The 13,147-nt window shown below is 60.0% G+C and carries 13 protein-coding genes; 10 read left to right on the top strand and 3 right to left on the bottom strand.

The features are described from left to right. The first annotated feature begins 6 nt into the window (after positions 1–6). From topA to proC, 4 genes are read left to right on the top strand one after another with little or no spacing between them, the layout of a single operon-like run. Positions 7–2,826, top strand: coding sequence for a type I DNA topoisomerase (topA, locus tag ACLQ8T_RS12345; protein ID WP_413454788.1), 2,820 nt, complete (start codon positions 7–9; stop codon positions 2,824–2,826). Positions 2,827–2,858: 32 nt separating this feature from the next. Beyond that, positions 2,859–3,878, top strand: coding sequence for a Ppx/GppA phosphatase family protein (locus ACLQ8T_RS12340; RefSeq protein WP_038991675.1), 1,020 nt, complete (start codon positions 2,859–2,861; stop codon positions 3,876–3,878). A 53-nt stretch (positions 3,879–3,931) separates the two neighbouring features. Next, a complete protein-coding gene (locus ACLQ8T_RS12335; protein ID WP_413454787.1) occupies positions 3,932–4,756 on the top strand; it encodes a sugar phosphate isomerase/epimerase family protein in 825 nt (274 codons plus the stop codon). A 4-nt stretch (positions 4,757–4,760) separates the two neighbouring features. After that, the gene (proC, locus tag ACLQ8T_RS12330; protein WP_413454786.1) at positions 4,761–5,603 is read left to right on the top strand and encodes a pyrroline-5-carboxylate reductase; all 843 of its coding nucleotides are present in this window, start codon (positions 4,761–4,763) and stop codon (positions 5,601–5,603) included. Between the two features lie 30 nt (positions 5,604–5,633). On the opposite strand, the gene ACLQ8T_RS12325 is transcribed toward proC, so the two are convergent. Then, positions 5,634–6,290 carry a potassium channel family protein gene (locus ACLQ8T_RS12325; protein WP_204723305.1) on the bottom strand — a complete coding sequence of 219 codons (657 nt, stop codon included), beginning with the start codon at positions 6,288–6,290 and terminating at the stop codon, positions 5,634–5,636. Positions 6,291–6,297: 7 nt separating this feature from the next. Next, positions 6,298–7,731, bottom strand: a complete 1,434-nt coding sequence (locus tag ACLQ8T_RS12320; RefSeq protein ID WP_413454785.1) for a TrkH family potassium uptake protein — start codon at positions 7,729–7,731, stop codon at positions 6,298–6,300. Between the two features lie 205 nt (positions 7,732–7,936). Here ACLQ8T_RS12320 and ACLQ8T_RS12315 point away from each other — a divergent pair, with 205 nt between their 5' ends. The 5 genes from ACLQ8T_RS12315 (at position 7,937) to ACLQ8T_RS12295 (ending at position 11,897) form a co-directional block, all read left to right on the top strand. After that, on the top strand, positions 7,937–9,106 hold the full coding sequence (locus ACLQ8T_RS12315; protein WP_204723304.1) for an acetoin utilization protein AcuC: 1,170 nt from the start codon (positions 7,937–7,939) through the stop codon (positions 9,104–9,106). A 100-nt stretch (positions 9,107–9,206) separates the two neighbouring features. Continuing rightward, positions 9,207–9,644, top strand: coding sequence for an ArsR/SmtB family transcription factor (locus ACLQ8T_RS12310; RefSeq protein WP_413454784.1), 438 nt, complete (start codon positions 9,207–9,209; stop codon positions 9,642–9,644). Positions 9,645–9,834: 190 nt separating this feature from the next. Further along, positions 9,835–11,178, top strand: a complete 1,344-nt coding sequence (gdhA, locus tag ACLQ8T_RS12305) for an NADP-specific glutamate dehydrogenase (protein ID WP_204722709.1) — start codon at positions 9,835–9,837, stop codon at positions 11,176–11,178. A gap of 256 nt (positions 11,179–11,434) precedes the next feature. Continuing rightward, complete coding sequence (locus tag ACLQ8T_RS12300) at positions 11,435–11,659, top strand: helix-turn-helix domain-containing protein (protein ID WP_013349804.1); 225 nt, start codon at positions 11,435–11,437, stop codon at positions 11,657–11,659. 139 nt (positions 11,660–11,798) lie between these two features. Continuing rightward, positions 11,799–11,897 (top strand): 30S ribosomal protein bS22, encoded by a 99-nt coding sequence (locus tag ACLQ8T_RS12295; RefSeq protein WP_005504750.1) that lies wholly within the window; start codon positions 11,799–11,801, stop codon positions 11,895–11,897. A gap of 102 nt (positions 11,898–11,999) precedes the next feature. Here the strand turns inward: ACLQ8T_RS12295 and ACLQ8T_RS12290 are convergent, their stop codons facing one another. Beyond that, complete coding sequence (locus ACLQ8T_RS12290) at positions 12,000–12,806, bottom strand: HAD family hydrolase (RefSeq protein ID WP_204722708.1); 807 nt, start codon at positions 12,804–12,806, stop codon at positions 12,000–12,002. A 62-nt stretch (positions 12,807–12,868) separates the two neighbouring features. Here ACLQ8T_RS12290 and ACLQ8T_RS12285 point away from each other — a divergent pair, with 62 nt between their 5' ends. After that, entirely contained in the window at positions 12,869–13,114 is a 246-nt protein-coding gene (locus tag ACLQ8T_RS12285) for a glutaredoxin family protein (RefSeq protein ID WP_307723203.1), read from the top strand. Positions 13,115–13,147: the final 33 nt, after the last annotated feature.

Genomic DNA, 13,147 nt, shown 5'->3' with positions numbered 1-13,147 from the left:
AGTGCTGTGCCCCCCAAGGCCAAGGAAAAGACTGGTAAGAAACTCGTAATCGTGGAGTCTCCTGCCAAGGTGAAGTCGATCGCCAAGTATTTGGGCGAAGGCTTTGACGTGGATGCCTCTGTGGGCCATATCCGCGACCTTCCGCAGCCCTCAGAACTGCCAACCGAGCTGAAGAAAACCTCGGTAGGCAAGTTCGCTGTCGATCTGGACAACGACTTCGAGCCGTACTACATGGTCTACCCGGACAAGAAGAAGCGCGTTTCCGAACTGAAGGCGAAGCTCAAGGAAGCTGACGAACTTTACCTCGCAACCGATGCGGACCGCGAGGGCGAAGCCATCGCGTGGCACCTGCTGCAGGTCCTGAAGCCAAAGGTTCCGGTACGCCGCCTGGCCTTTACCGAAATCACCAAGGAAGGCATCGCCCGCGCCCTGGAGAACATGCGCGAACTGGATACCGACCTCGTCGACGCCCAGGAAACCCGCCGTGTCCTGGACCGCCTCTACGGTTACGAAATTTCTCCGGTGCTCTGGCGCAAGGTGGCCCGCGGCCTGTCCGCAGGCCGTGTGCAGTCCGTGGCAACCCGTCTGGTCGTTGAGCGCGAACGCGAACGCATGGCCTTCATCCCCGCCGGATACTGGGACGTGAAGGGCAACTTCGCTACCACTGACGGCGAAGCTTTTGCGGCAAAGCTGTCGGCAGTTGACGGCGCCCGTGTCGCCACCGGCCGCGACTTCGATGACCGCGGCCAGCTGAAGACGACCCGCAACAAGCTGGCTCACCTTGACCAGGAATCGGCCCAGTCGCTGGTAGCCAACCTGTCGAAGACCGACTTCGAGGTGACCTCTGTCGAGGATAAGCCGTACACCCGTCGTCCGGCAGCGCCGTTCACCACTTCCACGCTGCAGCAGGAAGCATCCCGCAAGCTGCGCTGGAGTTCAAAGATCACCATGCAGATCGCCCAGCGCCTGTATGAAAACGGCTACATCACCTATATGCGTACCGACTCGGTCTTCCTCTCTGGCGAGGCAGTGACTGCCGCGCGCAAGCAGGCCACCGAGCTGTACGGAGCAGATTCCGTTCCGGCCAAGCCACGCGTCTACAAGGCGAAGAGCGACGCGGCGCAGGAAGCCCACGAAGCGATCCGCCCGGCCGGCGACATGTTCCGCCGCCCGAAGGACGTCCGCTCATCGCTGTCCAAGGACGAATACGCGCTCTACGAGCTGATCTGGAAGCGCACCGTCGCCTCGCAGATGGCCGATGCCAAGGGCTTCACCGCTACCATCAAGCTGCAGGGCACCGCCAGCGATCAGCGGGTGGCAGAATTCTCGGCTTCCGGCACCGTCATCACCTTCCGCGGTTTCCTTTCCGCCTATGAGGAGGGCAAGGACGAGCAGCCTGTGGAAGCCGCGGCAGAGAATGCCGAGGCTCGTCTGCCGCAGCTGGCCGTGGGCCAGCAGCTGGCTGGCGACGAGCTGACCGCACTGGGCCACGAGACCACCCCGCCAGCTCGCTACACCGAAGCGTCGATCGTGGCTGAGCTGGAAAAGCGTGAGATCGGCCGCCCGTCGACCTACGCGCCAACCATCTCCACCATCATGGACCGCGGCTACGTCACCAAGCGTGGCGGCGCCCTGGTGCCGAGCTGGATCGCGTTCTCGGTGATCCGCCTGCTCGAAGAGCACTTCGCGAAGTATGTGGACTACGATTTCACCGCCCGGCTGGAAGATGATCTCGATGAGATCGCCAACGGCCAGCGTGCCCGCACGGACTGGCTGAACCTGTTCTACTTCGGCAAGGGCGCGGATGCCGAGACCGAGGGCTTGAAGCATGTGGTCGACAACCTGGGCGATATCGACGCCCGGGCGATCAACTCGATCAAGGTCACCGATGACATCACCTTGCGTGTGGGCAAGTTCGGCCCGTACCTGGAGCGCGCCATCCCGGAAGGTGCCGAGGAAGGCACCGAGCCGCAGCGCGCCAACGTGCCTGAGGACCTGGCTCCGGATGAGCTGACTGCCGAAAAGGCCGAGGAGCTCTTCGCCAATTCGCAGGTCTCGGAGAAGGATCTGGGCAATGATCCGGAAACCGGTCGCAGGATTGTTGCCAAGGATGGCCGCTACGGCGCCTACGTCACGGAGATCATCCCGGAGCCAACCGCAGAGGAATTGGCGGCGCTGCCGGTCGAGTACTACAAGAATGGCAAGCCCAAGCCGCCGAAGAAGCCAACCAAGGTCAAGCCGCGCACCGCGTCGCTGTTCAAGTCCATGACCGTGGAATCGGTGACCTTGGAAGAAGCCCTGAAGCTGATGAGCCTGCCACGTGTGCTGGGTGCTGACGCCGAAGGCGAAGAGATCACCGTGCAGAACGGCCGCTTTGGCCCGTACCTGAAGAAGGGCAGCGATTCGCGCTCCATCGAGAGCGAAGAGCAGATCTTCACGATCACCCTGGACGAAGCGCTGGAGATCTACGCGCAGCCGAAGCAGCGCGGCCGGCGTGCCTCAGTGCCCCCATTGGCTGAGTTCGGCGTCGACCCGACCAGCGAAAAGAACATCGTGGTCAAGGACGGCCGCTTCGGACCGTACATCACCGATGGCGTCACGAACATCACCGTGCCACGCGGCACCTCGCTGGAGGAGCTGACCCGCGAGCAGGCTATTGAACTGCTGGCGGACAAGCGTGCCCGCGGACCGGTGAAGCGCACGGCAAAGAAGGCCCCGGCCAAGAAGCCGGCAGCCAAGAAGGCCCCGGCCAAGAAGCCGGCAGCCAAGAAGGCCCCGGCGAAGAAGGCAACGGCCAAGAAGACCACCGCAAAAAAGACTGACTAGTCTTTCTTGCCAGGCCTAACGAGGAGAGCACCATGAGACTCGGTGTATTGGATATCGGTTCAAATACCGTTCACCTCTTGCTTGTCGACGCATATCCGGGCGCACGCCCGGTTCCCTATGCCTCGCACAAGCGACCCCTGTCCCTGGTGCGCTACCTCAATGAGTATGGCGCCATCACCGAGGAAGGCCAGCTCGAGCTGATCTCCTTCATCAAGGAAGCTGCGCAGTTTGCAGAAAACCACCAGGTCGAGGACTTCATGGCTTTCTGCACCTCGGCGATCCGCGAATCCTCCAACGGCGCTGCAGTGCTGGAACGCGTCGAAGCCGAGACGGGCGTGAGCCTGATGGAACTGACCGGTGAGGAAGAAGCCGGCATGACCTTCTACTCGGTACGCCGTTGGTTCGGCTGGTCATCTGAATCCATCTTGAACCTGGACATGGGCGGCGGCTCGCTGGAGCTGGCCCTGGGGGTTGACGAGTTCCCCCAAACCGCATTCTCTGTGCCACTGGGCGCCGGCAGGCTGACCCGCGAATGGCTTCCCAACGATCTGCCGTCGATGAAGGAAGTCAAGGAACTGCGTACATACGTACGCGATGTCCTCGCCGACCCGACCACTGAACTGCGCCAGTACGGCAAGCCCACCTTGGCCACCGCGACTTCCAAGACTTTCCGTTCCCTGGCGCGCATCACCGGCGCCGCGCCAAGCACGGAGGGGCCTTACGTCAAGCGTGTGCTCCATCGGGATGCACTGAAATTATGGACCAACCGCTTGACGGCGATGAGCTGGGCAGAACGTGCAGAATTGCCCGGCGTTTCAGAGATCCGCGCCCCGCAATTACTCGCTGGCGCGATCGTAGCCCACGAGGCGATGAGTGCCCTGAAGCTGAAATCTGTGCGAATTTGCCCTTGGGCTATCCGTGAAGGCTTGATGCTGAGACGATTTGATCACGTGATGTTTGACTCTGCGACACCGCTCAGTAGTAGCGTGGGAGTTGGGGAAGTAGCGCTGGACAACGAGAAGTACAAGTTTCTCGCCAAACCCAGCAGCTAACCTTCTTGGCTAAACGGTGCCTGCAAAGTGGGCACGGTAACAGGAGGTAAGGCATGGAAGACCAGAAGAGCACAATGAAGGTGCCAGTCACCCTCTCTAGCGCGTCAGTTTATCCGCTGACCGTCCATGATGCCTTCGCTATGGCCAAAGACGTGGGATACGACGGGCTGGAAGTGCTGATTACCGGCAATGCGGCCAGCCAATCTGCCACCGCGCTCAAAGCCTTGATGGACAAGTACCAACTGCCGATCCTGGCCATTCATGCTCCGACACTGCTGCTCACCCAGCAGGTGTGGGGCTCTGCCTGGGCAAAGATTGAACGCTCGGTCATCCTGGCTCAGGCCGTCGGCGCCAGCGTGGTTGTCGCCCACCCGCCTTTCAGGTGGCAAGGTTCCTACGCCGAGCAATTTGCCGAAGGCGTGCAGCGGCTGACTGACTCCACTGGGATGAAGATCGCCGTGGAGAACATGTATCCGTGGCGTGCCCGGGGCCGAGAAGCCAAGATGTATCTTCCGCACTGGAACCCCGTCCCGCAGCACTACCAGAATGTGACCTGGGATTTCTCCCATGCCGCCATCGCCAATATGGATTCACGCCAAGCAGTCGAGGATCTGGGCCAGCGGCTGGCTCACGTGCACCTGTGCGATGGCCTGGACAACGGCAAGGACGAGCACCTGGTGCCAGGCCTGGGAACCCAACCAGTGGCCGAAACTCTGCAATACCTGCGAGATGCCAATTGGGGCGGGACTATAGCCGTCGAGGTGTCCACCCGCAAGGCGCGCAATGCGGGGCAAAAGGAAGAATGGCTGGGAAAGACCCTAGAATTTGCCCGCCAGCACTTAACAGTCGGCAGTGACCCCAAGCCAATGACACAATAGCCATATGAGTGAAGCAACAAAGAATCTGTCCCTGTCCTTCCTCGGTGCTGGCTCCATGAACGGCGCCATCCTGCGTGGCATCATCGGATCAGGCCATGATCCGAAGCTCATCACCGCCACCGTCCGCAGCGGCAAGCGCGCTGCGGAACTGCGTGACCTGGGCATCAACGTCTTGGTCAGCGCGGACGACCCAGAATCCAACCGCAAAGCCGCGGCCAGTGCAGACATCATCTTCCTGGGAGTGAAGCCGGTCGGCATCACCGACCTGTGCGAAGAGATTTCCGGATCTCTGGACGCGCAGAAGGTCGTTGTTTCCGTGGCCGCCGCAATCAGCCTGAGCAGCATGCAGGCACATCTGCCGCAGGGCCAGCCGGTGATTCGCTCCATGCCGAACACCCCGTTGATGGTCGGTGCAGGCGTTGTGGGCATCAGCCCGGCTGAAAGCGTCAGCGAAGAGCAGACCAAGCTGGTCACCGACCTGCTCTCCGGCTCCGGCGATGTGCACGTCATCGGCGAGGAGCAGCAAAACGCGCTTTCCGCAATTTCCGGTTCGGGTCCTGCCTATGCCTTCTACCTCGCTGAAGCCATGGCCAACGCCGGTGTGGCCATGGGCTTGGACGAGAAACTGTCCATCGCGCTGGCCCGTGCCACCGTGGCCGGTGCAGGCAAGATGCTCGCGGACCCTGATGCGGATCCGGCGACCCTGCGCAAGGCAGTGACCAGTCCGAAGGGCACCACCGAGCAGGCCATCGCTACCTTCGATGAGCACGGCATTCCAAAGATTATTGCTGCCGGAACCCAAGCGGCAGCGGCCCGTGCGGCCCAATTGAGCGACGAGCTCGGCTAGATGCCACCGCCGTTTTCGAATCCGTTGACTCTAGGGGCGTGCCGCGAAACGCTCCAGTAGATCCACGTGCCCCGAGACGATCAGGACATCTCGACGCGTCACCATGGTATCGGGGATGGCGTAAGTGAAATCCTCACCAGGGGGCTTCACCCCGACAATGGTCACCCCGTACTTGGAGCGGACCTGGGACTGGGCCAAGGTGAAGCCCTGGGTCTCCTTGGGCGGGTACATCTTCACGATGGCGAAGCCGTCATCGAATTCGATGAAGTCGAGCATGCGACCGCCGACCAGGTGCGCGGCACGCACCCCGGCATCGGCTTCCGGATAGATGACATGGTTGGCTCCGATGCGCGTAAGGATCTTGCCATGGGACGGAGTGATCGCCTTGACCCACAGGTGCTCGATGCCCAGATCCACCAGGTTGACGGTGATCAGCACCGAAGATTCGATGGAAGTGCCGACACCAACGACAGCAGAGGAGAATTCCTGGGCGCCGAGCTGGCGCAGCGCATCGATGTTTGTTGCGTCTGCGGCGACAACGTGGGTCAGGGTGCTGGCCCACTGCTGGACGAGCTCCGGGCTGCGCTCGATGGCCAGCACTTCGCGACCCTGCTTGACCAGCGTCTCGGCGACAGAGGCACCGAAGCGGCCCAAGCCGATCACCAGTACCGGGGCATTGTGGTCCATGTTCTTGTCAGCCAATGAGCGGCCTTTCTTCTGGAAGTCTGAACAACGTGTTGCGGTGGCGCATGGTCAACGCGCTGGCGAGTGTAATGCTGCCGATGCGTCCGGCAAACATCAACGCACTGAGCACGTATTTGCCAGCCGGAGGCAGTTCTTGCGATACGCCGGTGCTCAGCCCCACGGTAGCAAAGGCCGAGATCGACTCGAACAGGGCACGCGAGAAGCCCACCGACTCGTCAATAGTCACTAGAGCTCCGGTAGCGACCATCACCAGTGAAGCGCCCATGGCGACCACTGAGATGGCCACGCGCATCGTGCCCTGCGGAATCTGCCGGCCGAAGGCCTTCGTATCCGTATCGCCGCGGACCTCGGCCAGAATGGCCAAGAACATCACGGCAATGGTGGTGACCTTGATGCCGCCTGCGGTGGAAGCTGAACCGCCACCGGCAAACATCAATGCGTCGGTCAGCAGGACGGTCACCTGGTGGATGTCGTTCTGGTCCACCAGATTGAATCCACCGGAACGGGTCATCGTCGAGGCGAAGAATCCATGAATGATCTTGTCGCTCAAGGACAGACCCCCAATGGTCTTGGGATTGGCCCATTCGAATACCAGCCACAGGAAGGATCCGGCAAAGAGCAGGATCGTGGTGGTGAGCATGGTCAGCTTAGTATGCAGGTTCCACTTCTTGATGTTGAACTTGTGCGCCAGGAGCACCATGATGACCGGGAACCCCAAGGAACCGGTGAAAACGCCGGCCATCAGGGGGCCCAGGATCCACAGGTCGGTTTCATAGGGAACCAAACCATCGGAGTGCGGGGTGAAGCCTGCATTGTTGAAAGCCGAGACCGCATAGAAAATTCCGTGCCAGATGGAGGACAGCACGCTTTCACCCAGCATGTAGAAGCGCGGGATCAAGAACAGCGCGATCACCGCCTGCAGGCTGATCGCCGTGAGAATCACGATGCGCAGCAGCGAGCTGACTTCGCCTAGCGCAGAGGCTCCAGAACTGTTCATGGAGTTCTGAGCCATCAGCTTGGCGCGCACGCCCAGCTTGCGCGATACCGCCAAGGACATGATAGAAGCCAAGGTCAAAATGCCCAACCCGCCCATGAACGTCGCGATCAGCATGATCAGCTGGCCGGCAAATGACCAATGCACCGCGGTGGAGACGGTGGTGAGGCCTGTAACGCACACGGCCGACACGGCCGTGAACAAAGCGTCATGCAGCGCGGTGGCTTCGCCTGTTGCCGAGGAAAACGGTGCGGCCAGCAGGGAAGTGAACAGCGTGATGGCCAAGAGGAAAGCGCCAAGAGTCAAGCGCGCAGGGGAGCGCACGGTGAAGTCGGCGACTGCGATGCGAACCGCCAGCCATTTCTTGCGTCGCCGTTCACGCATTTCAGCTGCCCGGGCGCTGGGGCCCGGTGCACTGGCTGTGCTCATTTATTTCTCGCCGTTTCCTTGGGAACAGTTCTTTGCCATGCGGATTTGAAGTCCTCCTAGTAATTTACGCGTTTCCACCGCTTAACGCTTGCGTTGCCCGCCTGAAGACCCGACAAGCCTCGCATTCTGCCATAAATTCATGAGTTGGATCACTATCGGGTAGCCTGAAATCGTGTTAGATCCGCAGCATGCCCCACGGCCCACCATGGTGATGTGGGATGAACAGTATCTGAAGTACAAGTTCAGCGACTGGCATCCGATGCACCCTTCGCGGCTAGAGCTGACCTATCGGCTCAGCGACGAGCTGGATGTTTTCGATGCGCAGAACGTCTCGATCCAGGCGCCAGAAGTTGCCGAGGACGCGGTTATCGGCACGATTCACGACCAGACCTATATCGACCAGGTGCGGCGGGTCAGCCAGGATCCGGCACTGGTTGCCGAAGAATTCGGCTTGGGCACTGAAGACGACCCGGTATTCGCCGGGATGCATGAAGCAGCCGGACGCATCGTGGGAGGGTCGGTGATGGCGGCCCAAGCCATCATGGATGAAGATGTTGTCCGTGCAGTGAATTTCGCCGGCGGCATGCACCATGCAGCGAAGAGCAAAGCCAGCGGTTTCTGCATCTACAACGATGCTGCCGCCGCGATCCATCGCATGCTGGAGCAGGGCGCGAAGCGGATAGTCTACATCGATGTCGACGCGCATCATGGGGATGGCACCGAATCGATCTTCTGGGATGACGAACGTGTGCTGACAATTTCCATCCATGAATCGGGATTGTCGCTTTTTCCGGGAACCGGATTCGCCAATGAAATCGGCGGCAAGGATGCCCAAGGCAGCGCAGTCAATGTCGCTCTTCCGGCCATGACCGGGGACTCCGGGTGGATGCGTGCTTTCCATGCGATCGTTCCCCAGCTGGTGCGCGCCTTCAAGCCGGAAATCATTGTCTCCCAGCATGGATGCGATGCGCACCGTGAAGACGACATGACCAATTTGAAGCTGTCGGTCGATGCCCAACGCCAAGCCGCCTTGGATATTTCCCAGCTGGCGGACGAACTGTGCGAAGGCCGTTGGCTGGCTACCGGAGGCGGGGGTTATAACGTCACTGCCGTCGTTCCGCGTACCTGGACGCATCTGACCGCGATTGTTGCCGGCAAGCCGGTGCCATTGCGCACCTATGTCCCCGAGACTTTCCGCCGTTATGTCCTGGAGAAGTACGGGCGTGCCATGCCTTATCTCATGGGCGACGATGCCCAGTTGTGGTGGCGCAACTGGGAAGTTGGCTATGATCCGGCCGATCCGGTGGACAGGACCATCATCGCTACCCGCAAGGAAGTTTTCCCGCTCTTTGGCCTTGATCCCTGGTTTGACTAGCCTCGGGTCGATGCGACCACTGGGCGCAGCAACAAGACTTCACATTTTTTCGACATGGAAATCGATTGCCATTAGTTCATATGCCGTTAGGGTTATGAGTGTGGCAATTGATGGAGTATTTTCGGCGTTGGCTGAGCCGAACCGACGAAAGATTATCGAGGCGCTTAAAAACGAGCCGAAGGCCGTGGGCACTCTGGTTACCGAACTGGAGATCTCCCAGCCAACCGTTTCCAAGCACCTGAAGGTATTGCGCGAAGCTGAGCTTGTCAGCATGGCCGCTGCCGGGCAGCGACGCATCTACAGCATTGACACCGCTGCGCTGGAGGATCTCGTGCATTGGTGCACCGAATTGGTTCCTGCACCCGAGACGGGCCAGGAATCGGCAACGGCTGAAACCGGAACCGAGAGGCAGCTGGCTGTGGCATCGAATCCGACTGCCCAGCAGATCGGCCGCCGCGTGGGCCAAGGTTTGGAACAAGTTACGGGACGTGCGCAGGAGTTCTTCGAGAAACTTCCTCGGTTCGGGCGCCGCCGCTAGGCGTTGTCCAGTCTTCGACGTTGCAACCGGGCAAAATGGTCAATCTTTTAAGTTACGCGCGCAATCCTGTTTTATAACAAGAAAATTTTGTTCAGAATGCACAGCGTGGCATTCTCGTGTGCGGGGCAGTGACGCCGGCTATGAGGCCCCTTGTGCGCCTGTGCCTGCCCCAAGTGATGAGGAGAAGAACTTGGACAAGCACTTAGCGACGATTCGCGACGAAGTCTTCCGCCGCAATCCCGGCGAAGCAGAATTCCATCAGGCCGTCACAGAAGTATTCGAGAGCCTTGAAGCCGTATCGGTCAAGCACCCTGAATACGCTGAAGCCGCAATCCTGCAGCGTTTGTGCGAACCTGAACGCCAGATCATCTTCCGCGTGCCATGGGTTGACGACGACGGACGCGTGCAGATCAACCGTGGCTTCCGCGTTGAATTCAACTCGGCACTAGGCCCATACAAGGGCGGTCTGCGCTTCCACCCATCGGTCTACCTTGGCATCGTCAAGTTCCTGGGGTTCGAGCAGATCTTCAAGAACTCCCTGACAGGCATGCCAATCGGCGGCGGCAAGGGCGGCTCGGACTTCGACCCCCGCGGCAAGTCCGATGGCGAAGTCATGCGCTTCTGCCAGTCCTTCATGACCGAGCTCTACCGACACATTGGCGAGTACACCGACGTGCCGGCAGGCGATATCGGCGTGGGTGGCCGCGAGATCGGCTACCTCTTCGGCCAGTACAAGCGCATCACCAACCGCTACGAGTCCGGCGTGCTGACCGGCAAGGGCTTGAGCTGGGGCGGTTCCCTGGTTCGCCCGGAGGCCACCGGCTACGGCGCCGTGATCTTCACCGAAGAAATGCTCAAGACCCGCGGCCAGACCTTCGATGGCCAGCGCGTGGTCGTTTCCGGTTCGGGCAACGTGGCAATCCACGCCATCGAGAAGGCGCAGGCACTGGGAGCCAAGGTAGTCACCGCTTCCGATTCGGCCGGCTTCATCGTTGACGAAGGCGGCATCGACCTGGATCTGCTGCGCCAGATCAAGGAAGTCGAGCGCGGCCGCATCTCCGAGTACGCCGAACGCCGGGGCAGCAAGAAGGTCAAGTACGTCGCAGGCGGCAGCGTCTGGGACGTTGAAGGCACCGTGGCGCTGCCTTGCGCAACCCAGAACGAGTTGGGTGCCGAGGCTGCGAAGAAGATGGTCGCCGCTGGCACCATCGCCGTCGCCGAAGGCGCCAACATGCCTACCACCGCTGAGGCAACGTCGATCTTCCAGGATGCCGGAGTGCTCTTCGGCCCGGGCAAGGCTGCCAACGCTGGCGGTGTTGCCACCTCGGCCCTGGAGATGCAGCAGAACGCCAGCCGCGATGCATGGACCTTCGAGCACACCGAGCGACGCCTGACTGAAATCATGGTCGGCATCCACGACAGCTGCGCAGCCACTGCCGACGAGTACGGCATGCCAGGCAACTACGTTGCCGGTGCCAACATCGCAGGCTTCGTGAAGGTCGCTGACGCCATGCTCGCACAGGGCGTCATCTAATAATTCAGTCTGTTGCAATCCGCGTGGATACATCGGAACCCCGGTGAATCCACGCGGATTATCTCGTTCTGGCATCGAAATATGTGATTCAGACGGTCGCCGGTGTGTTTCGTGATGCAAAAGTTACAAAAGTGCGATTAGACTAGTACAAAGCGAACGTGAACCTGAACCGCCGATGTTGATCCAAAGTCGTGTAAGTTCATCTTCGCTAAAATAACGCGACGAATTAGAGATCAGCGTCAGGAGAATATCCCGCATGACGGATAAACAGAATTTTGCCGGAGCCCGATTCATGACTGTGGCCGAAGTTGCCGACATGATGCGTGTTTCCAAAATGACCGTTTATCGGCTGATCCACGCCGGTGATCTGCCAGCTGTTCAGTTCGGTCGCTCCTATCGCGTTCCGGAAAACGCCGTGGAATCATATCTGAATGCCGCGGCCATTGATCCGCAGCACGGTACCGGTTCCTACGGTCGATAGTCCGCGCGATGGTCAGAGCATGGCCGAAAAGCGGGTAATCTGTTAAGGAACGTTTAACGTCCGGTCAACCTTGTCCTTGTGCTCGCGCGCAAGCAGGCGTTTAGGGTTGACGCATTTATTTAGTTTGTGAGGAACCACTATGGGCTCTGTTATCAAGAAGCGCCGCAAGCGTATGTCGAAGAAGAAGCACCGCAAATTGCTTCGCAAGACCCGCCACCAGCGTCGCAACAAGAAGTAAATCTGCTTCTGAGCATTTGCCGTTTGGCAATCATCGCCACCGCTTCACAGTGAAACTGCTGAACGGTGGCGATTGCTTTATCCAAAACCGCTCAATGCCCGACTAAGAGCCGGAACGGCGCAGGAATGAACGTCGGGCAGCCCAGAGCGCCCCAAGGACGCCAGCGGCTTTCAGGCCCAGTTTCGCGGCCCGCTGGCCGGTGCGGAAGTCATAGACCTGCCAGCCGCGGCGCTTGGCGTAGGCGCGCAGGCGTGCATCGGGATTAATGCATACCGGATGGCCCACGGCTTCAAGCAGGGGAACATCATTGTAAGAATCCGAGTAAGCCCAGGACTTCGATAGCGAGATTCCGCGAGCCTTCGCCAAGGAGCGCACAGCCTGGGCCTTTTCTGCTGCATGCAGGATCGGGCTGGCCAGCGCTCCGGTGTAGAAACCGTCTTCGCTGGCCACTACGGTGCCCAATGCGCCGGTCAGGTCCAGGCGATCCGAGATGACGTTCGCCACTTCCAGGGGAGTGGCAGTGACCAGCCAGACTTCACGCCCCACCGTCCGATGCTGGCGGGCAATGGCTACCGTTCCGGTCCACAGTTTGGGTTCGATGTATTCGTCATAGATCTCGTTGCCGATTTTCTCGATCTCGGATACTGGGATCCCGCGGACCATCATCAACGCGCGGTCGCGGATCTGGTGGATGTCCCCGAGGTGCTCGCCGCGGGCGGCGAAGCGCAGCTGCTTGAGGGCGAACCAGAGGATTTCGCGGAACTGGAAGAAACGGCGCTCATGCAGCTTCCGCGCCAGCAGATACAGCGACGCACCGCGCACAAGGGTGTTGTCGACATCGAAAAAAGCGGCGACAGTTTCCGGAGCCAGGGCGGAATTCGGGCTGGGGTGAGGATCGATGGAAGGCATTTGATCCAGTTTATTTCATCGCCAAGTTTAAGCGTGGTTACGGCTCGTGAGATTATAGGCAGGTGAGTACTTTGCATCAGATCCAGCTATTGGTTCGAGAAGGCTGCCACCTGTGCCACGCGGCACGCGCAACCGTGGCCGAGGTGACTGGACGGTTGAATATGGAGTTTTCGGAACTCGATATCGACCAGCACCCTGAACTGCTGGCAAAGCACCACGAAGAAGTGCCGGTGCTGCTCATCGACGGAGCTGTCCGCGATTTCTGGCACATCGACGCACAGCGTCTCGAACGGCTGCTGCGCAGCTAGGCGCTGCGAAAATCATGAATATGCGTTGTGCTC

It is taken from the genome of Glutamicibacter sp. FR1, from assembly GCF_047300825.1.
GTDB lineage: Bacteria > Actinomycetota > Actinomycetes > Actinomycetales > Micrococcaceae > Glutamicibacter > Glutamicibacter nicotianae.
Note: the sequence above shows the minus strand (reverse complement) of the source record. Positions and strands in the feature narration are given on the sequence as shown.

Bases quoted from the DNA above. Each gene is read 5' to 3' on its own strand.
- ACLQ8T_RS12340 (WP_038991675.1), top strand. From the start codon at position 2,859: ATGAGACTCGGTGTATTGGATATCGGTTCAAATACCGTTCACCTCTTG.
- ACLQ8T_RS12335 (WP_413454787.1), top strand. From the start codon at position 3,932: ATGGAAGACCAGAAGAGCACAATGAAGGTGCCAGTCACCCTCTCTAGC.
- proC (WP_413454786.1), top strand. From the start codon at position 4,761: ATGAGTGAAGCAACAAAGAATCTGTCCCTGTCCTTCCTCGGTGCTGGC.
- ACLQ8T_RS12325 (WP_204723305.1), bottom strand. From the start codon at position 6,290: ATGGACCACAATGCCCCGGTACTGGTGATCGGCTTGGGCCGCTTCGGT.
- ACLQ8T_RS12320 (WP_413454785.1), bottom strand. From the start codon at position 7,731: ATGAGCACAGCCAGTGCACCGGGCCCCAGCGCCCGGGCAGCTGAAATG.
- ACLQ8T_RS12315 (WP_204723304.1), top strand. From the start codon at position 7,937: ATGGTGATGTGGGATGAACAGTATCTGAAGTACAAGTTCAGCGACTGG.
- ACLQ8T_RS12300 (WP_013349804.1), top strand. From the start codon at position 11,435: ATGACGGATAAACAGAATTTTGCCGGAGCCCGATTCATGACTGTGGCC.
- ACLQ8T_RS12295 (WP_005504750.1), top strand. From the start codon at position 11,799: ATGGGCTCTGTTATCAAGAAGCGCCGCAAGCGTATGTCGAAGAAGAAG.
- ACLQ8T_RS12290 (WP_204722708.1), bottom strand. From the start codon at position 12,806: ATGCCTTCCATCGATCCTCACCCCAGCCCGAATTCCGCCCTGGCTCCG.